Raw genomic sequence first — 18,756 nt, 5'->3', positions numbered from 1 at the left:
GTCGCGTGTGTTAGACTAAGCTTGCGTGCTGCTTAGGTGTAATGGAAGTGAGGATCTCTGTGATGAGTTGATCAGTTTTGATGCCTTCAGCCTCGCCTTCAAAAGAGAGGATCATCCGGTGACGCAGAGCTGGTAGTGCGACAGCTTTGACGTCCTCTTCGGAGACATGGTATCTGCCATCGAGCAAAGCTTTTGCTTTAGCGGCAGAGAGCATGGCCTGGCCGGCGCGTGGTGAGGCTCCATTGCGCACAAATTGCTTAATGCTTTTAGGAGATTCTGGATCTTCTGGGTGGGTCGCACGTACGATCTGAACGAGGTAAGACTGTACTTCTGGAGCGACTGGAACTTCGCGTAGAGTGCTACCCATTTGGAGGACGTCCTCACCTGATGCGACAGCTTTCACTTCTGGAATCGACTTGCCACCAGTGCGGTTCAAAATTTCAACGAAGTCATCGTGGCTCGGAAGTCCGACTTCTAATTTAAAGAAGAAGCGATCGAGCTGAGCTTCGGGAAGGGGATAGGTACCATCATTCTCAATTGGGTTTTGTGTGGCCATTACGAAAAATGGCTGAGGAAGCTTATGGGTCACATTCGCAACTGTTGCTGTTTTCTCCTGCATCGTTTCTAACAATGCAGACTGCGTTTTTGGGGTGGCACGGTTGATCTCATCTGCGAGTAGAAGGTTACAGAAGATGGGACCGGGTTGGAACTCGAGCACTCTACGGTCACCTTTGTCGATGAGTACTTGAGTACCTACGACATCACTAGGTAGAAGATCTGGTGTGAACTGGATACGTTTAGAATCTACTGAGAGCGCTTTGGAAAGGGCGGTCACGAGCGATGTTTTGCCGACACCAGGAACACCTTCTAACAAGACATGACCACCACAGCAGATACTGATCATGACGTCTTCAATAATATCATTTTGACCAACGATGAAGCGGGAGACTTCATTTTGAACTTTCTTAAAGGTTTCTTTAAAGTGGGTGATTTCTTCGTTCATGGGAATAGAGCTTGGGTTGTTTATTTAGATTCGACTTCGTGAATAGTTTTAAAGTATTCGCGGACGCCTATTTTGAGTTCTTCTGGGACATCATCGCGTTCGATGAAGGATTCCATTTGGCGATCAAATTCGCGGGCAGTGCGTGTGGTTCGGTTACTCGATACGCCTGAGCCACTCTCAGCTTCTTCAATTTTTGAGAGCGATGGTCCGCTACCTTTTTGGCCGCTGAGTTGTTCTAAGTTGCCATCGTTCGCTAGTTCATCGATGGAATCTCTGCGAGCATCGGAACTTCCCGTGCCAGCTTTGAGGCCGTTAGACATTTTGAGTGCGAGGCTGTTGGATTGTTTGTCAGAAAACTTCTGACATTGAGAGAGACTCTGTCAGAGGCCATCAAGTCGCTTTTTAGCACTCAACTTCGCCTGCATTTTCATCCATTTATTAGCCACTTGGTTGAGACCGTTCTCACAGTTGGGAAGTTTCTGGTTGAGCTTCTGTAGGTCGAGGTTTGGATTTCTCTGGAACTCTAACTCGGCTTGATTGAGTGCGTTTTCTAGTGACTTTACCTCTTGGTCTAGCGCTTCCATATCAGCGGCGAGACCGGCAGCTCCGGCTGAGCCTGAGCCGCCATTACCCTGCTGACTTGACTTGGAAGCTGAGGCGAGTTGTTTCGAGACGGAGCGGAGTTTTTCTATCTGTTTCCGTGCTTCAGCGAGTTGTTTTTCTTTTGACTCTTTTGGATTCGTTTTCTTAGGTTGAAGAGCCTTGAGCTGCTTCGCTGCTTCTTTGAAGTCCTTATCTTCTAATTTTTTAGCAATCTCTTTGGCTTCTCTAGATGGTGATTTTTTGAGCTGCTCAATGGCTTTTTTGAGTGTTTCTTGGTCGCGCTTTTGCTCGAGGGATTTAGACATCTCGCGTGCTTTTTGCTCTAGTCTGGCAAACTGCCGGACGGCTTCTTTACGGTCGCCAGTGGCCTCGAGGGAATCGACTTTTTGTTTTATGGCATCCATGTCGATCTCTTTGGCTTCCTCTTCGCTGAGGTCTTTCTCCATTTCCTCAACGACTTTTTTGAGTTCATCGATAGCATGCTGAGTGCGCTGCTTTGTTTCAGCGGTTTCGATTTGTTGCTCAATGATGTGAGATGAAGTCGGAATCAGGGCCATAGAGGCTGTGACAGTGGTCAGCAGGAAGGCACAGACAGCGAGTTTTTTGGAGTACGTGAGCGGTATAGTGGAGGCATTGCAGGTACTTACTTGTTGGGCCGTCCATTGCTGTTGGAGTGGGTTGAGCTGGTTGTCCTCTTGCTCTGCGAGGTGGAGTGAAGTGATAATACCATTTTTAAGATTAAAATGGCGGTCAGCAAAGTCGGCAGCCTTACGTTTGTCATGCCAAGAACGGGCTGTAAGGATGATAGAGGTAAGGAAGGCCACTGTGATGGAAATAGCGAAAACATACCAAGGCACAGCATAGCCACGTAGCACGTATACGAGTGCCAGAAGAATGCCGACAAGGGCAAAGGCCAGAGCGCCGTAGATAGACGCCTTGATGGTAGTGTTTAGATTGAGCCGCTTGGCGACGCGGCTGAGAAATGACTCTAATTCCATGGGGTTTATGGGTTTTTGTTTTTCAATGCTTTATGGAGCTTTTTCCTGCGATTTATATTATTTTTTCTAGTGTCCTTGGTGCGGAAATATTTTGCGTATTCACGCGCTTTTTCTATCCGCTTTGTTTTTAAGTAGATCTCAGCGGCATTGAGCACGGCATCGTCGTAATACGAATCCCAACGCGAGTCTTGATCCTGCATGAGATCTATAGCTGCGTTGAAGTCAGTGAGAGCTTTATCATATTCCTTTTTCTGGGAATATAAGGTGGCTCTGTAGGTCAGTAGAGCCTTATTAAGGTCTGCATTGACCTCTATTGTACCCGTTAAAGCTGAAACTTCATCTTCAGTGAGCCCGTTGTTTCGTAAATATTTTGCGGCCCAGTAACGGTTAGCTAGCATGCTTTCGGCCACTTCTTGGTTCGAAAGAAGCCAAGTGAAGAGACTCAGACGATGCTCTTTGTTGTCTGGGTGGAGCCAATAGTCATCATAATCTACATTCCATGCATAGTAGACGAGGATGTTTGCGAGTTTCATCGACTCTGTGAATGTCTTTTGGGCATCTGGTAAGAGCTTCGCTTGAGTTGCCCAGTCATCCATTTCAGCGCGTTTACCAAGCTTAGACGACACAAGTTTTGCGTAGGCGAGTGGTGTCGTCTTGCATTTGTTGTCCGTGAGTTTGTTCCTGTGGGCATTGAGCGCGAGACGTTTGAGGAGTTTTAGGTAGACCTCTAACTGCTCATCAGAATGGTTCTGAACTGCCATTACCGTTGCATCTCCAGTGTAGGTGCCAAGCTTAGCTTGGTAGGTGCGAGTTCTGTAGGAAAGGTTGCTGTCTTGAGCTGTTTTTTCTAAGCTGGTCACGATCTCTTCGAGTGGGGCGTAGTCACCAAGTGCGATAGCTGTTGAGGCTCGGTATATGAAAAAGTCGAGTAGCCACTCTAATTCACGGTTAGAAGAGTTCTTTGAGTACTCTTTGAAGGTGGTAAGAAAGGAGCGACCCTCCAATATGGAGGCTATATGGTCAGCATTGATAGTGCGGCCTGTATGGCTGAGACATAGGGCTGCGAGGGCTTCTATCTTCACCGATTTATTGAGCTTGATAGAGTCAAACTGCTTACTTAGTCGTTCGGTACGCGCGAAAACACTTTCTGAACTATTGTAGTTTTGATTATCCGCATCGCAATGAAGTAGCTCACATTCGAGGCGGTAGAATGTTGTGGGTTTATTGAGGAATTCCTTAAATGCGGCAAGCTGCTCTTCTAAGCCTTCGTCATAGTACGCTTTAGAGCTCCACTCGCGGTAGAGTTTTCCAGGCAGAGGGAGTAAACGCCTAGCTTGTGTAAACTGTTCCATGCGGATGAGTTCGATAAGAATGGGGATTTCACCTTGTAAGTCATGCGAGGAATTAGCTAACAGCCATTTCATGCTGTCTAAGTCATCTGTGCGTAGGGCTAGAGTGATGGCGTGATTTGCAAGGCGTTGGTAGATGGCTAATTTTTCACCTTTGAGAGGTTTTTTAGCGGCATCTAACCATGTGCGGAAGATGGCATTTACCGTCGTTTTCGCATCGGGGAAGTCATTGATCCGTGAAGCATAACGCTCGAGTAATGTCTCCTGAATACTCGTCTGTGCACTGCGGTGTGTATTGAGCAGTTCCTTCTGTACTTCTAGCACGGTGAGATTGAACGCATCTTGTCCAATCAGGTACTTATTACGGTAAATTGCTTCCGCAATGAGCTCCAAACGGCAGGCAACAGGGATCTGTTTGTCTTCTAGTACTAGCTTAATACTTGTTAGAGATCTCTTGGCTTGTTCCTCGTCTTCATCTTTTACTTTAAATTGAGCGGCGAGGTAGGCTGCACGGTAGAGAACTGATTCTGCCGCTTTGTTTTGCCATGAGAGTAGAATGGGGTCATCGAGTTCGATGCTCCAGTCAGAATCATCCAGCATCGATAGTAAAAGCGCAGCCGAGGCAATGGGGTGAAGTCGCTCGGGGAGTGCACTGTACTTTTCTACGAGAGCAGTGATGATTTCATGACGTGGTAATTTGTTATTTTCGTTGAGGGTTTTGGCATCAGCGTCGACTAATCTTTCAAGATCTCTTAGCACGTCATTCGCCCAATGTGTGTGGGTTTCTAGTGATGGGTCATTGTTGATGTCAGTGACGAATGCAAAGATAGTCGCTCTAGATTCCTTAAATTCATTGAGCTCTTTTAGCTTAAAAAAGATATCATTTAGCGCGTCTTCATAGAGTGATTTTACAGCGTAGTTACTCGAGTTATTTCTAGTGTAGGTACCGCCTTCTTTAAGCTGCTTTTGAAATGCGCTGTGGAACTCTTTTAGGAGTGTGAAGGCTTCTTCTGGATGGTTGGCATAAAGATGAGCACTGTAGTCTGCAATGGAGTTTATGAGTTGATAATGGTTGTTTGAGGACTTGAATGCGGAGCCTGAGAGCAATTGTTCACTCAGTGCTTTAGCCTGGGTGAGGCGTTTTTGATTCGCCAGTTTTTCGAGCCGGAGGGTAAATTTATCAAGATTAGCATTAGTGCTTTCAGCACCGCTTGGGAGGTATTTCGCAAGTGTCACATCTAAGGCTAACAGCTGTGATTCTGTGAGTGTGTGGAGTTCGGAAGAGTGGGATTCAAAGGCTTTGAGGACAGTAGCTTTTTTTTGCTCTACCTCTTTCATCAATAGGGCCGCAGTGAGAAGGGAGCCGAATGTCTGGTTTTCCCGTTCGAGGAGTTTTTCGGCAACAAGTTGCCACTCTTCCTTATGTGAAAATTGATTAGCGAGATCGGTGAGGCCGGACTCCAGGCGTTGAGCATTGAAGATATTTTCTGAACTTACTCTTTGGACCGTAATGGGGTAGAAGTCTTCAAGTTCATTGAGAAGACCAAGATCATCGAGTGCGGCGATTCGTTCCTCCACAGACTTGTAGGCATCTCTTCTGATGTCATTGGTGGCGTAGTAAGTGCCGTGAATATAGGGGATGTTGAATTCCCAAGATGCTTGGGCCATGACTAGTGCCAAGCGTGGGTTTTGTGACATCATGGAAGCGATTTTGTTGAGGCTCACGTACGGTGCATAGCCGTGCTCTTGACCTTTATGGTACTTCCATTGATCACGATCACCTAGGATGTGTTCGGCAATATTTTTGTAGAGAGTTACCGCTTCTTTTCGACTGAGGTCATCAAGAGTCGATTGGAAAATCTGGCTTAATTGATTAAATAGATTTCTTTGCTTTTGGTAGTCGAGTTGAGCAAATTTACCGAGCTCAGGAAGAATTTCTTCTAATGCTTCATTCAGCTGCTGTACGGTGTAGGGTTTAAGAGTCTCGAGATTTTGTGCGAGATCTTGGTAGATTGGATTCCCCTCTGACCATTTTTCTTGGGTCTCTTTCAGCAGGGATTCGAATTGCACGCCTTTGGCGTTGTTGAGATTGATGAGAGTTTGGAGACAATTTTTTAGTTTTGAGTCACTAAGCTGAGAGAGGAATGACTTAGGTAAGACAGAATCCGCACCATTTTTCTTAAGAGATTTACAGAGAACAGCAGCAAAGCTTATTCCTAGTCCGTTTCTATTGTATTGATTGCTAAAGTTATCGCTATGTCTGGAGGCTGAAGAAGGATTCGTGTCCTCGTAGGATAGAGCGCCAGATTGAATGAACTGGTGGAGCCAGTTTTCGTCAGGCTGTTCTGTGATGATTTTGTTTTCCTTGAGTAGTGTGAGCATTTTAAATCCATAAGACGCTGTTTCTGGGAAACGCATCATCGCTTTTGCTAATTTCACACCGGCTTCTGTACGCCTTGCTTGTTGCTCTTTTGCATCATGTTGGCGGGAGAAAATGTCATAAAAATATATACTATTACCAAAGCGTTTATAGCTGTTGCACTGGGATGCCATCGGGATGAGCCAGTGCATGGATGTATTCTCTTTTTTCTCCAAGGTTAAGGAAAAATCAGCAATGAGAGTCCACCACTCTATCCATGAGTCGACATCTAGGTTTGCGACACTTGGTGTGTGTGAGAAGGAAAAAGCCAGTTGATCGGGGTCGATCGATTGAAGTAAATTTAGAGCTTCTTTGGGATCATCACGGTAGGTGGCGTGCGCAATCTGGAGTGTATTATAAGCCTCTGGGCTACGCGCGTCCTCTAAGGATTTAATGACCTCAATAGCCTCTGTATGATGACCTAAGATTTTTAGGACAGTTACATATTGAGAGTTTCGTAGGGCACTGGACTCGGCATTGACCTTGAGAGTATCGAAAATGAGTTCTTCGAGTTGGTGCGTTTGGATACAAGTGACGAGTTCTTCGAGTCCGTTGGATGAATCGTTCTGTATTTCGAGTCGTTGCAATAGTAGACGTATCGCAAGTCTTGCAGCAGACTCTTTATTGCCGGATTCTGCGATGGATGCGACGCGTTTGTACTGTTCCTCTAGTGGAACACCTATGATACTTCTTAGTTTTTGCTCGCGTTTCTGAGCGACATCCCTGTTTACCAAGCGTGTTTGCGGTAACTTCACATCGAATCTTTTAACTAGTTCTGCGACATGGTGTTGAACGTAGTTTTCTTTACTAGATTTAAAGCGAGTTAAGGCTTGAGTGATCTGTAGAGTGTATTTTGAGGTATCCCCGGATGTGATCTCACCGACTGTGAGTAGGAGACAAGCGTCAGCAAACGTGATCGAGTATGGGTCAGTCGCTTTTTTTCCAAGCTCTATTGCATCGTTAGCTGCTTTATCGAAGTTACCCTCAGCTCTTTCGAGAGAAATTAAGAATGCTAGAGCTGTGAAATCATCGATAGCGTTGTTTTCTCTCGCCTTCACTAATATAGCACGCGCTTGATCGTATTGCTCGAGTTCACAATGGATTTTGAAAGCTAGGATTTCTGATTCCACATTTTCGACAATATGTCGAAGAGAAGCTTCAATTTTTTTGATGTTTTCGATCTCTTTTTTTGTAGAGCTCTCATTTTGAGAAATGGCGATATTGCGATATTGTAGTTGCAGTTTAATCGCGTAATCGAGGGCGTTTTTTACATTATAAAGAAGGTACCCATGATCATTTCCTGTTCGTTTATGAGAGAAGGTTTTATTATCATTGAGCTGTTCTATCACTTTTGGATGATTGAAAAGACTAAGCATTCTCTCATGATCTCCGATTACAGCAAAGTAACTTAGGCTGCCGCAAAGTGAATGAAAGTGCTCGCGGTTCGGCTCATGAAGAGAGCGATCAAAAATTTCTTGTGCGAGTGTCTGAAGTTGCTGCTGTCTCTCATCCGTGAGGTGGTGCTGTGCATGAAGAAGGGCGATACAGAGCTTTGAAAGTATAGGGTCAAATAGGTAGGAATGCTCCTCGTCCGAACTGGTGTTGATGAAGGAGCGAATTATTTTGAGCCCTAGATCGAATTGATCTTGGTCGGATTTATCGGAAAGAAGTGAGCTTGCAGCCTGAACAGAAATGCTTGGAGAATCGGTGAAATATGTGGCTGCTGCCGCGGCTTTACTGGGTTCTAATGTAGAAGCGAAGTGTGGGTTTACTAGGAAGAGAAATTCACTTTGTGGGTATTTTTCGAGTAATGGTTTAAGAAAGAATGTCCCTCTATTTCTACGTGAATCCGAGTAAAGGTTTGATAGGAGTGTTAGCTCTACGGCTATATGTGGATCTTTGAAATCAGTAGCATCTAGGGCTCTGTAAATGGCTTCCAGTTCAGCGCCTTCATTTAAATATCCTGCAAGATTGAGGAGGTGGACAGACGCTAAGCTCTGGGTGCTTTCAGCTGAGTCCGGAAGTGCGATAGTGTCCTCTATTTTCGGGTTTGATCTCCGTGATAAATTAGCTATCTGCTGACGGTGGATGTAGGCTTTGTAAAAGCTGTTCCTGAAATCATTTATAGGAGTAGGTTGGCTTGATTGAATTAGGTTATTTTGATTCCTATCGAAACCATCCACTACACCTGAGGCATTGAGTAGGGTGATAAATTTCTGAGTGGCTTTTTCGGTGTAACCAGCATCTTCAAGTAGAATGGCGTGTAAATAGTTGAGGCGCCAGTCGTCAGGGTTTGCTGTGGCTGCGGATTCGATACTGGAGATCGCAGCTTCGAGATAGCCGAGCATGTAAAGTTCTCTAGCAGTGGTTTCGAGCTCTCGCAGGTCAGTTTTGTTGAGGTCTTGCTGGAGGAGTGCGACGGCTTTATTTTCCTGGCCAGTGCGAAAATAGAAACGCATGAGTTTGCTGTGCGCTTGCTGGGAATGTGTGATCTCGTAGGCCTGCGTGTGGTAGCTCTCGGCTTTGACTAGGTTTCCGAGCTGCTCCTCGATCTCAGCCAAAGAGTAGAGGAGGTTCTCGCTTTTGGGCTGGAGGCGGAGAGCTTCGAGAGTGTATTCTTTTTTCGTGTCGAGGTCGTTTTCGTAGTCCGCGATCTGAATCAGAGCCACGATGGGTGCGATAGATTTAGGGTTGCCCGCTTTGCGCTGGAGGAAGGTAGACTTAAGTTCAGATAGCTGTGCTAAGTCACCGCTGAGTCGGACAAGTTGTTTGGACCAATCTAACTTTGACTCTACGGAGGGTGCATTTTCGAATGCTTTCCAAAGGACGTCATAAGCATCCTGGTACATTCCAGCTGATAGGTAATTTTTGCTGAGGAGAGTTTGGAGGTCACTTGCTTGCTCAAAGCGGGTGCTAGCACGTCGAAGTGTGGAGATAGCCTTTGGCAAGTCTCCATTTTTAGCCAACAACTCACTTTCCCAAATCCAAGCAATCTTATCATTGGGTGAGATCTCTTTCCAAAGCTGGACGGTGGCGAGTGCTTCATCAGTTCTCCCAGTAGATCTCTGGAGCTGGGCAAGCTTTCGTAGGAAGGACCCATTGCGGCCATCTGCGGTTTCTACTAATTTCGCAAGAATCTCTGTAGCTTCATCAGTTCTTTTATGTTGGATGAGAAGTGTGGCGAGATAGGAGGTGATGAGTACGTCCTCTGTAGTATTTTGCTCGGTTAGAAACTTGTTGGCACGGTCGATATCCTCAATGGCATAAAGAGTCGCAAGTAGGCATAGATCTTGTGAGGATGGAGCCTCTAATGCTTCGAGTTGCTTGATGGTCTGGTCCTCCAACTCGGAGCGTCTTATGAGTTTGAGGTTGATCCTAATGGCGGATTCTAGCTCCTGGGAGCGCTCTGCTAGATGGAGAAGATCAAGGCCGTAATCTAGTGAGTCTTCTTCTTGTTGGGCGGACACGGCGAGATTACAGAGAGCTGTCAGGTAGCGAGCATCGCTAGCGAACGCTTCTTTGCTCTCAAGTAATGAATCATAAGCAAGCTCAGGTTCTCCGGCATTAGAGAGCGAAGAAGTAAGGCGAATGAGACTTTCGATGTCTGCAGCCGGTAGCGCTTGTTTGAGTGTTTCGACAGCGAGTTGCGTTTTGTTCTCAGTCAAGTAGTAGCCAGCTAGAGCTTCTTTAGCGGTGAGTGCATCGACAGGAGCGGCTGCAGCTTTGAGGATTTCCTCAGCCTGATCTTTTAAATCATTCTGAAGGTAGAGGTGGGCGATACGGATTTGGTCGGTTTCTGTTTCCTCTGCAGCGTTTGCAATGAGTTCAAGGACTGAAAGGACTTCATCAGTCCGCTCTAATTTTTTAAGAAGAGCAATACGCTGGAGCAGTAGGTTATCGGAATTCCCTTTTTGTTTTAGAATGAGGTCGAGTTCCTCGAGAGCTTCCTGATTCTTGTCTGCGCTAGTGAGCAAAAGTATGTAATCTTGTCTTAGATCATGATTATCAGGTGAGCTTTGGAGAAGTTCTTTAAAGAGCTTATTTGCTTCACCCCATTGATCGCTGCTTGCTAATAAGAAGGCGTAGGAGCTTTTAATGTTAGAGCGATACGGATGCTCCGAGTAGAGCTTTTTATAAAAGTCGATCTGACCTGGCAGGTCGCCTTTGCGGTCGAATATAGAGTCAGCTTTACGGAGAATATCTTCCTCTAACCATGAGTCATTTCCAGTATCTTTAAGCGTCGTTGTGAGAGTCGCGAGTGCCTCTTTGTGCTTTTCACCCGCGCTTTGCAGCTCTGCAAGTCGGATACGATAGCGCACCTTTTCATAAGGTTGCTTGGTAATATCGATGAGCTCGGCACACAGCTCCGCAGCTTTCGCAAACTCTCCTTCAGTGGCAGCAGCATCGACAAAATCAATTCCTGCGCTGCTGAGTTTGATCGCTTTTGACCAAAGCTCTAACGCCTTTTCTACTTCATTGACCCGAATATAAGCGGAGCCTAACAGACGCGTTGCTTCGATGGATTGCTCATTGTCTGTGGGCTTGATTTGTTCGAGGTCATTGATGGCTTTCGGAAACTCGAGGTTACGGATATAGAGCTTCGCGCGCATGAGGAGCATCTCTTCGTTTGAAGGTGCTTGAGCTATTGCGTTGCCTAGAGAGGTAATTGCTTCTTCGTTGAGGCCGCGACGCATTTGATAGCGTGATAGTAGTGCCCAGTGCTGCCAGTTTTTTTCATCGCCATTACTTAGGAATGACCCGAGAGCATCAAGGTTTTGTTCTTCAAGCCAAGTGGAGTAAAATCGCTCGAAGAGTTGCTGATTGAGAGGTCTGGACTGTAGGGCTTTATGGTACTTAAGAACCTTGGCGCTGGGCTCGGGGGAAGCGTGGAGAGATGCAAGTCCGAGCGACATCGCAAATGCTAGAGTGGTGAGGCGCATTTTCATAAGTAGATGGAAGTATTGTGGGATATGTCGGCCGCAGACTCTTTCACTAGACAGCAAACAATGTGAGCACACAGAACAAACGTTTATAGACGACTAGAGAGTGCTGGAAAATAGTCTCTCAGCAAGGGGAAAATAGACCATCAATTGTAATGGCTTCTGAAAGAAATGATCCTGTTAGGGTTCTTCTCTCTCTCGCTTATAAGATTGGAGACCTTTCTTCCAGTCGCGCATTTGCTTTTTCGTCATGCGGCCTTGGTCTCCTTCTTTGCGGAGGATGCGGTTCGCTCTTTTCTCTGAGCGCTTGATCTTGGCTTCTTCTAGCACGTCCTTGCTAGTGTGGTCGACGTAGGCCTCTTGAGCGAGAGGTGCGCTGACGCGCTTGTCGTAGAGGCCAGTGACTTCGATGTGGCGCTTGTACAGTCCTTCATGCGTAGGTACGTCGAGGTGATCGCCGATCTGCACCTTTGCTGCGGCTTTGACCGAGGCGCTTGAACGTTTCACTTTTCCAGCATTGCACGCATGAGCGGCTAGGCTTCGGGTTTTGTAGAGACGCACGGCCCAGAGCCATTTATCGATACGGACTGATGTCATTTCTTCCACACTGTTAAAAATCACCAAATTTTTTCCAAATAGCAAGGATGCATCAGCGTGGTTGCATTTGATTTAGAATTTTTGACTAAAATAAAGGGATTAGGTTGTACCGAAATCGAGAGAAAAGCTCATCATTAAATACCTCAAACTGAAGCCAAGCGCAGCCTTCATAAAAGTCGTGCATTTCGTGGTCTGCGGGCTAGGGTGCCGAACTAAACAACGAACTGATCAAATGAAAAAAGTAGCAATCGTGATGGGCAGTAACTCGGATTGGCCGACAATGAAGTTGGCCGCTGAGGCATTAGACAAATTTGGCATCTCATATGAAGCCAAAGTAATCAGTGCACACCGTACGCCGCTTGGCATGGTGGAGTTTGCTCAGCAGGCTGAGGAAAAAGGTTTTGAAGTGATCATCGCAGGTGCTGGTGGTGCCGCGCATTTGCCTGGCATGATCGCAGCGATCACGACACTTCCGGTGCTAGGTTGCCCAGTGAAATCTAGCGCTCTCAACGGCCAAGATTCCCTTCTTTCCATCGTTCAAATGCCAAAGGGTATTCCGGTTGCGACTTTCGCGATCGGACCTGCAGGTGCAGCGAACGCAGCTCTCTTCGCAGTGAGCATACTCGCTGGCCATGACGCTGAGCTGAATGCGAAGCTTAAGGCTTACCGCCAAGAAATGGCGGAGATGGTCGCTGAAATGAAGCTCGAAGATTAATTTTTGTCCCTCATGTCTGATCAGGTATTTCTTCCCGGTTCTACGATTGGTATTCTCGGTTCCGGCCAGTTGGCACGTATGATGTCGCAAGCTGCTCTGCCGCTGGGATACAAGGTGGTAGCTTGGTCAGGTGGCGCGGATAGTTCTGCTGTTGACCGTGAGGTCGACCTAGTGATTGACAGCTCATACGATGACGAAGCTGCCAAGGCCAAGTTTCTCGAAATGGTCGACGTCGTGACCGTGGAGACCGAGAGTCTTCCGCCAGCACTTCTGCAGGACGTGCAGTCTAAGGTCGAGCTTCGTCCGAATGCAAAGTCTGTGCAGATCACTGGTAACCGCGAGCTAGAGAGAGGTTTCCTTGATTCTATAGATGCTGCGCAAACGGAGTTTCGCGTGGTCGACACTGCTGAACAGTTAGAGCAGGCATTTCACGATTTAGCAGGTAACTGCGTGGCGAAGACTGCGACCGATGGCTACGATGGCAAAGGCCAGTGGCGCCTAAAGTCGGTAGAAGATTTAGAAAACTGCAAGGCTGATTGGAATGGTTCCTGCCGCCTTGTGGTGGAAGGTTTTATTCCTTTCATTATGGAATGCTCCGTCGTCGTGGCACGCAATGCTGCTGGCGAGGTGAAAGCATTTCCTATTGTTGAAAATATCCACCGCCACCATGTGTTAGATGTTTCCATTTTACCTGGTCGTGTCGATGACGCCGTGGCTGAGCGCGCTAAAGTGCTCGCTGAAAAAGTGGTCTCAGGGCTCGACTATGTGGGAATTCTCGCAGTGGAACTTTTCGTCATGGAGAATGGCGATGTGCTGGTCAACGAGATCGCACCACGTCCGCACAACTCTGGTCACGCTACGAACGATGGCTGTGTGACCTCGCAGTTCGAGCAACACGTGCGCGCGATCTGTGGACTGACTCTTGGCGATACCCGCCCGCATGGGACTACGGTGATGGTGAATCTTCTGAGTGATATTTGGAAAAGCGATAAGGATGCTTTTGCGAATCCTGAGATCGCAGCTCTGAGTTCTGCGAAATGGCATTTCTACGAGAAAGAATGGAAAGCTGGACGCCGCAAGCTTGGTCACGTGAATTTCGTGGCTCCTACGCTTGATGAAGCGTTGGCTGAGAGCGAGAAGCTACGCTCCGTGTTGTTTGAAAAGGCCTAACTGCTACAGTTCAGTAATCGATTTCAGGGACACGATCTGCGGCAAGATTGTGTTTCAGAAAGAGAGCTTTTAATTTACCGGACTGATAGAGCTTTTTGAACTCGGCATCGAAGCGCTGTTTGAGGTCATCACGTTTATCTGAGAACCCAAAGAAAACGAGTTCGTGAGCAAAGTCTGTGATCAGCCTATAATCGTTTCCGAGTTGGGTTTCTTCCCATAAGAGCTGGATGTCTTTTTCATAATCAAGGACGGCGTCAGTACGCCCCCGCTTGAGCATGAGTAACATGGATTTAAGAGACGTGATCTCAGTGTAGTTTGTTGTTTTAGGCACATATTTTTGGAGGTTATAACCTGTGCGTGAAGTGACATTTTTTTTAGCTAAAGACTCACTTCCTTTCCAGTTACTATAAATAGCTTGGGGGACAACGGCACTGATACTATCTGCCTCGACCGGGTGAGTGGATTGATATTTTCGTGGAATATCCTCGGGATAGGCACCTAACAGGATGTCAGCGTTTCCAGAAATGAGCAGCTTTATGGAGCGTTTAAAGGGCACAAACTGAATCTTCAGCGTGTATTCGGGTTCGGGGTAAATTTCTTTGAGGAGGTCGAAATAGAAGCCTTCTTCATTTTTCGCCGTGTAGCCCTCCCAAACATCGGTAGCTATTTTAATCTCTTCAGCCTGCATAGTGGCGCTGAGGAGAAGGGGTGTTAGAAATCTGAGTAAAGCCTTCATCGCATCTTGCAGCGTAGCAGATAGCGATGAGCTTGTGTACTATTAATCTTAGCTGAGCGTTTAGGTGCGTGGCCATGCATGACCAAACTGGAGATAGATCGCAGTGTCATTTTCGGAAAAACCGACATCGACACCGGTATGCATTCCATGACGTTTGGAGATCATATAGCGAAATCCAGCACCGCCGGTGATGATAGTTTCATTTCTGCTAAAAGGGCCTTTCTCTAGCCAATAGTTACCTGCGCCGATGAAACCTAATAGGCTCCAGCGCTCATGCAGTTGCCAACGCAGCTCGGCTTCAGCTTGGAGGATTCCATCTCCTTGGTAGCGTGCTATGGGCGCACCGCGAAGCTCAAGGTAGGGTTGGCGATAGAAGGGAATGTCTCCAAAGCTTTGTTTAAAATCTCCCCTAGCTGAGAGGTAGAGTTTGTCTTCAATGAGTGGGTGAAAGTGGAGTGTTTGAAATTGAAGGATTTGGAAGTCGTTATCGGCACCAAATGCTTTTTGGTTCCAAAGGACGCCAAGTTCCGAGACCTGCCCTTTGGTGGGGGTGAAAATGTTATCACGCGTGTCGTAGCTGAGAGTCGTATTAAAGGAGCTGAAGACAGTGCTCGCTCCGAGAGCTGATAGATCAATTTCTGCTGGGAGATACTCGCTTCCCGGGAAGCTGCGGACGGAAGCTGTGGAGTTCCCATAAAAGTACTTCAGACCCATATACCAGTGTGAATCTTCTTGAACTCTCCATTCTCCAGCCAATTGGACACCCTTGAGATCAATGTTATAGCTCAATGGGTTGCTGCTAGGAATGATGGATGAGCCTAGGCCGTAGAAGTCGAGATTGACTGAGGCTCCGATGAGTGCAGTTTCGATCTGGAGGCGCTCTTCGAGGTGGTAGCCTGAGTAAAATGCGAACAGGCCTTCAGTGCCATTTTCGGTTGCTAAGCCACCTAAGGCGTAGAAATCAGTTTTCTTACGGCCCTTTGGGCGGTTCATAAAAACTGGTGCGACAGCTGCTCCGAAACCAATTGTTGGTTCTGTAATTGGGACGATGACTGGGTAAAACCCAAAAGGCTTGTCGAGAAATTCACCTATATCGAAAAAGCCGTCGTCACCTGTGAAGCTGAAGCCTATTTCCTCTTTTATGTCTAGCTGGCTTGGATTCTCTGGCATGACTCCTTCTTCAGCTAATAGTGTGGAAGAATAAATGAGTGCGCTGGTGAGAAGGGGAGTCGCTTTCATAATCAGTGAGCCGTAAGAGTATCTTTTCCCTTTGGAGATGAAATGCAAAAAATGGTACTTCACATGGTTCTCGAAGTAAGACCCTCGATATTGAGATTGCACTCTAACTGTCAGTATGATGACTTTGATGCAATGAAAACACTATCGATTCCATTTTCTATTTTAGCTCTGACTGTCAGTCCCTTGATGGCAGAGGTAGTTTCTGAGACTCCAGCGACGGAGGAAAAAGCGTCTCCAATGACGATTGAAGAGCGCAAGGAATCAATAGTTTCTTTGGAAGCATACATTGAAGAGCGCGATGCTCGACTTCAGGAAATTACTGAGGATGTTTTGCGCCTTGATGATCGCCTTCAGGGGAAGGTTGATGGAATCGTTAACAAGCTTGCCTCAGTGAGTGATTCCCAAGATTCTCAGTATCTTGTGAGTCAGGAGAAAATCAAAGTGATGAAAGAACTCGTGAAGAGCATGCAAAACTATCAAGATAATCGTGCTGCATTGATTCGTGATCTTCGAAAAAATGATCCAAATGTTCCAAAGGAGGCAATCGAAATGGATGTAGAGCGGAATAATGAGCTCTCCGAAAAGCGTGTCGAACAGGTGTTGCTACTCTCTAAGTCGTTTACTCAAGAAGATCCCAATATTAAGAAATACACGCGTACAGGTCGTGGCGGGTGGGACCGTGCGGGGAACTGGAATAGTAATGAAAGAATCTCTGGAGCGTATAAACAAAACCAGCGTAACTTTGCTATGAATAAGAAGCAGCGTGATGCGGTCAAGAAAGCTCTTGATGAATCTATTGTACGCTACGAGACACTTGCTAATGGCGTAGAAGACCGCCTCAAGGACCCTAATGTTTCGCCCGAATCACGTGAGCTTATGGAGTCTGAGCTTGGTCATTACAAAGAAGTGCTAGCGAACCGCAAACGTCAAAAAGAAGATTACACTTTAGTGTCTCAGCCAAAGACGAAGCAGATCAGTCAGCGTGCAGCCATGGACCTTGATCAATCACTCGATGATGCGATGAACGATTTCCGCGATGATATCTACCACATCACGAAGAAGCATGAAGAGCTCCGTGAGGAACAAACTAGGATTCAGGAGCTGAAGGTGAATCTAGCAGCACGTCAGCAGTGGCTGGTGGATTATGATGCAGGTAAAGTACAACTCCCTAGTGAATAAAAAGAGCGATGGAAAAGCGAACCTCTACTTCTCTCACTGTTGCGTTGATCTGCAGTAGTGCTCCATTCGCATTGGCTCAAGAGGCCGGTTCGACTCCTGGTGGTTTTTCCTAAATAGACTTTAATATTCTAACTTTCAGAGCTCAGCGTTTAGAAGCGTTGAGCTTTTTTATTGTTTTAAATGGAGTCTAAGGATCCGTTGTATTTCCTCGATAGATTGATCATTGTCCTGCGCGTTATGCCATGCTGGGACGACGAGCTCTGACTCAGTATTGTCTAGATGTGAGCTTACGTATTTAACGAGACCGTCTGAGCTGTCTTCTAATTTACCCGAAAACCCACGGTCACCAATGATCGAGTGGTAAGTGACGTGAGACAGTTTTGGCCTTTTAAGATTGAAGAGGAGTACAGGATTGTTGAATTTCAGGCGTTGGACTCCATCCATCCCGTCATCGATTTGGAGTAGGCTACGCCCGAAGCTCGTGAGATCTTCTTTGTAATGGGCTGGGTTTACGGCCAATGCATTGCGAGGAATCTCAATGAATTTTGAAGCGAATCTGCCGATCCAGTTATTAGCGTATTCTGAACCGCGGTGAGGCGTCGCGATAAAGATGACCCGGTTAACACAATCCAGAGGAGGTTTTTCTAACAACTCTTTGATCGATTCTTTACCTAGAGTGTCGTCATCGAGAGAGTCTGCGGTTTGCTTATAGATTTCCTGTCGTGTTCCCTGGAAATCACGTGTGACCGCACTGGATAAAATTCCACCCATGCTGTGACCAATGATGACCATTTGGTCTGCATTTGAGCCAGCACCCTTGGCCTTCAGGTATTCGTTGAGCTCTCTAATTCCTTTTTTTAAACTAGCTGCATTCAGTGAGAGAGGGAAACCTGTAGGATAGAAGAATGTATAAAACTGATATTTTTCTCTAATGAGGGGATCTTCGATGAGGTTGTGTATGGGATTTACCCACAGGTTAGGCGAGGCTGCGAGACCATGTACGAGTATGATAGGTATACGGTCAGGGTCGACAGGCTCATATGTGTGTAAAGCGTCACTCTCTAGTGCCTTACCTGGCCGGAATACACCTTCTAGACCTTCGTAGATAAACTCCTTAGTCATGCTTTCGATGATGCTATTAGGGGCGGTATAGTTATAGGAATCTTCAGAGTTTTTAATCGATTGCCTTAGATGGATATTTAGATTTTTTTGGTTTTTCCATTGAGGGTGTGCGCTTACAGCAAAGACGTAGCCAATATCTGGAATAAATGGGTCTAGTTTGTCAGTCGACGGAGTGTTAGGGAAGTGCGCCGTCATGCTGATACCGTTTTTGTGACCTAGTATGGTAGATTTACGATTCAAGCTGCGGTAGCGGTTAGAATAATCGAGCCGGTCGAGCCGGGAGGCGTCAGTGTAATAGCTGTCGTAGCTATAGCTAATGGTGTAGCTAATGGTGTAGCTCAGATTTTTGTAACCAAGTGGTTGGTTCCATAGATTGTATTGTTCGATTAGTTCAATCGCACAACCGATGGACTGTTCGTACGCCTTTGCTGCCCATGGATCAGTTTCGTTTTCTAGTAATTGAGCTGCATGTAAGTAACAGACGATTGCTTTTTGGGGTTGGGCGTAGAGGTTACTCGCTCTGTAGATGAAGCAGCGTGCAGACTTTTGATTGTTTCCCGAATGCGACGGCGGTTGGCCTAATTTTTCTGTGAGAGTTCTAGCCGTTACTTTATTCATCATTGGCGCACATGAAGTGGAGCAGAGGATGAATAGGGAGATGAGAGAGAGGAATGTTGAGTACATTT

General features: G+C 46.5%; 11 protein-coding genes. 3 read left to right on the top strand and 8 right to left on the bottom strand.

Annotation, left to right across the window (positions count from 1 at the left end; all coding sequences use genetic code 11):
- Positions 1-10: 10 nt before the first annotated feature.
- The 5 genes from ACSHX2_RS07645 to ACSHX2_RS07625 form a co-directional block, all read right to left on the bottom strand.
- Positions 11-1,003, bottom strand: coding sequence for an AAA family ATPase (locus tag ACSHX2_RS07645; RefSeq protein WP_435692162.1), 993 nt, complete (start codon positions 1,001-1,003; stop codon positions 11-13).
- A gap of 20 nt (positions 1,004-1,023) precedes the next feature.
- Complete coding sequence (locus ACSHX2_RS07640; protein ID WP_435692160.1) at positions 1,024-1,323, bottom strand: hypothetical protein; 300 nt, start codon at positions 1,321-1,323, stop codon at positions 1,024-1,026.
- Positions 1,324-1,383: 60 nt separating this feature from the next.
- Positions 1,384-2,604 carry a hypothetical protein gene (locus ACSHX2_RS07635; RefSeq protein WP_435692158.1) on the bottom strand — a complete coding sequence of 407 codons (1,221 nt, stop codon included), beginning with the start codon at positions 2,602-2,604 and terminating at the stop codon, positions 1,384-1,386.
- A gap of 5 nt (positions 2,605-2,609) precedes the next feature.
- Positions 2,610-11,318 carry a tetratricopeptide repeat protein gene (locus tag ACSHX2_RS07630; RefSeq protein WP_435692157.1) on the bottom strand — a complete coding sequence of 2,903 codons (8,709 nt, stop codon included), beginning with the start codon at positions 11,316-11,318 and terminating at the stop codon, positions 2,610-2,612.
- 174 nt (positions 11,319-11,492) lie between these two features.
- A complete protein-coding gene (locus ACSHX2_RS07625) occupies positions 11,493-11,909 on the bottom strand; it encodes an RNA-binding S4 domain-containing protein (protein ID WP_435692155.1) in 417 nt (138 codons plus the stop codon).
- A gap of 232 nt (positions 11,910-12,141) precedes the next feature.
- Here ACSHX2_RS07625 and purE point away from each other — a divergent pair, with 232 nt between their 5' ends.
- Positions 12,142-12,624 (top strand): 5-(carboxyamino)imidazole ribonucleotide mutase, encoded by a 483-nt coding sequence (gene purE / locus ACSHX2_RS07620; protein ID WP_435692153.1) that lies wholly within the window; start codon positions 12,142-12,144, stop codon positions 12,622-12,624.
- Between the two features lie 12 nt (positions 12,625-12,636).
- Complete coding sequence (locus tag ACSHX2_RS07615; RefSeq protein WP_435692151.1) at positions 12,637-13,794, top strand: 5-(carboxyamino)imidazole ribonucleotide synthase; 1,158 nt, start codon at positions 12,637-12,639, stop codon at positions 13,792-13,794.
- Positions 13,795-13,804: 10 nt separating this feature from the next.
- Here the strand turns inward: ACSHX2_RS07615 and ACSHX2_RS07610 are convergent, their stop codons facing one another.
- Together ACSHX2_RS07610 and ACSHX2_RS07605 are read right to left on the bottom strand one after the other, a co-directional pair.
- Positions 13,805-14,530 carry a substrate-binding periplasmic protein gene (locus ACSHX2_RS07610; RefSeq protein ID WP_435692149.1) on the bottom strand — a complete coding sequence of 242 codons (726 nt, stop codon included), beginning with the start codon at positions 14,528-14,530 and terminating at the stop codon, positions 13,805-13,807.
- A 60-nt stretch (positions 14,531-14,590) separates the two neighbouring features.
- Positions 14,591-15,769: a BamA/TamA family outer membrane protein gene (locus ACSHX2_RS07605; protein WP_435692147.1), complete on the bottom strand. Its 1,179-nt coding sequence runs from the start codon at positions 15,767-15,769 to the stop codon at positions 14,591-14,593.
- A 132-nt stretch (positions 15,770-15,901) separates the two neighbouring features.
- On the opposite strand from ACSHX2_RS07605, the gene ACSHX2_RS07600 reads away from it, so the two are divergent.
- The gene (locus tag ACSHX2_RS07600; RefSeq protein WP_435692146.1) at positions 15,902-16,948 is read left to right on the top strand and encodes a hypothetical protein; all 1,047 of its coding nucleotides are present in this window, start codon (positions 15,902-15,904) and stop codon (positions 16,946-16,948) included.
- 168 nt (positions 16,949-17,116) lie between these two features.
- On the opposite strand, the gene ACSHX2_RS07595 is transcribed toward ACSHX2_RS07600, so the two are convergent.
- Complete coding sequence (locus ACSHX2_RS07595; protein ID WP_435692144.1) at positions 17,117-18,754, bottom strand: esterase/lipase family protein; 1,638 nt, start codon at positions 18,752-18,754, stop codon at positions 17,117-17,119.
- Positions 18,755-18,756 lie beyond the last annotated feature (2 nt).

This window comes from Rubritalea sp. (assembly GCF_051252225.1).
Taxonomy (GTDB): domain Bacteria; phylum Verrucomicrobiota; class Verrucomicrobiia; order Verrucomicrobiales; family Akkermansiaceae; genus Rubritalea.
The sequence above is the reverse complement of the archived record's forward strand: the minus strand, read 5'-3'. Positions and strand labels throughout refer to the sequence as shown.

Bases quoted from the DNA above. Each gene is read 5' to 3' on its own strand.
- ACSHX2_RS07600 (WP_435692146.1), top strand. From the start codon at position 15,902: ATGAAAACACTATCGATTCCATTTTCTATTTTAGCTCTGACTGTCAGT.
- ACSHX2_RS07610 (WP_435692149.1), bottom strand. From the start codon at position 14,530: ATGAAGGCTTTACTCAGATTTCTAACACCCCTTCTCCTCAGCGCCACT.
- ACSHX2_RS07595 (WP_435692144.1), bottom strand. From the start codon at position 18,754: ATGTACTCAACATTCCTCTCTCTCATCTCCCTATTCATCCTCTGCTCC.
- purE (WP_435692153.1), top strand. From the start codon at position 12,142: ATGAAAAAAGTAGCAATCGTGATGGGCAGTAACTCGGATTGGCCGACA.
- ACSHX2_RS07635 (WP_435692158.1), bottom strand. From the start codon at position 2,604: ATGGAATTAGAGTCATTTCTCAGCCGCGTCGCCAAGCGGCTCAATCTA.
- ACSHX2_RS07640 (WP_435692160.1), bottom strand. From the start codon at position 1,323: ATGTCTAACGGCCTCAAAGCTGGCACGGGAAGTTCCGATGCTCGCAGA.
- ACSHX2_RS07605 (WP_435692147.1), bottom strand. From the start codon at position 15,769: ATGAAAGCGACTCCCCTTCTCACCAGCGCACTCATTTATTCTTCCACA.
- ACSHX2_RS07625 (WP_435692155.1), bottom strand. From the start codon at position 11,909: ATGACATCAGTCCGTATCGATAAATGGCTCTGGGCCGTGCGTCTCTAC.
- ACSHX2_RS07630 (WP_435692157.1), bottom strand. From the start codon at position 11,318: ATGAAAATGCGCCTCACCACTCTAGCATTTGCGATGTCGCTCGGACTT.
- ACSHX2_RS07615 (WP_435692151.1), top strand. From the start codon at position 12,637: ATGTCTGATCAGGTATTTCTTCCCGGTTCTACGATTGGTATTCTCGGT.
- ACSHX2_RS07645 (WP_435692162.1), bottom strand. From the start codon at position 1,003: ATGAACGAAGAAATCACCCACTTTAAAGAAACCTTTAAGAAAGTTCAA.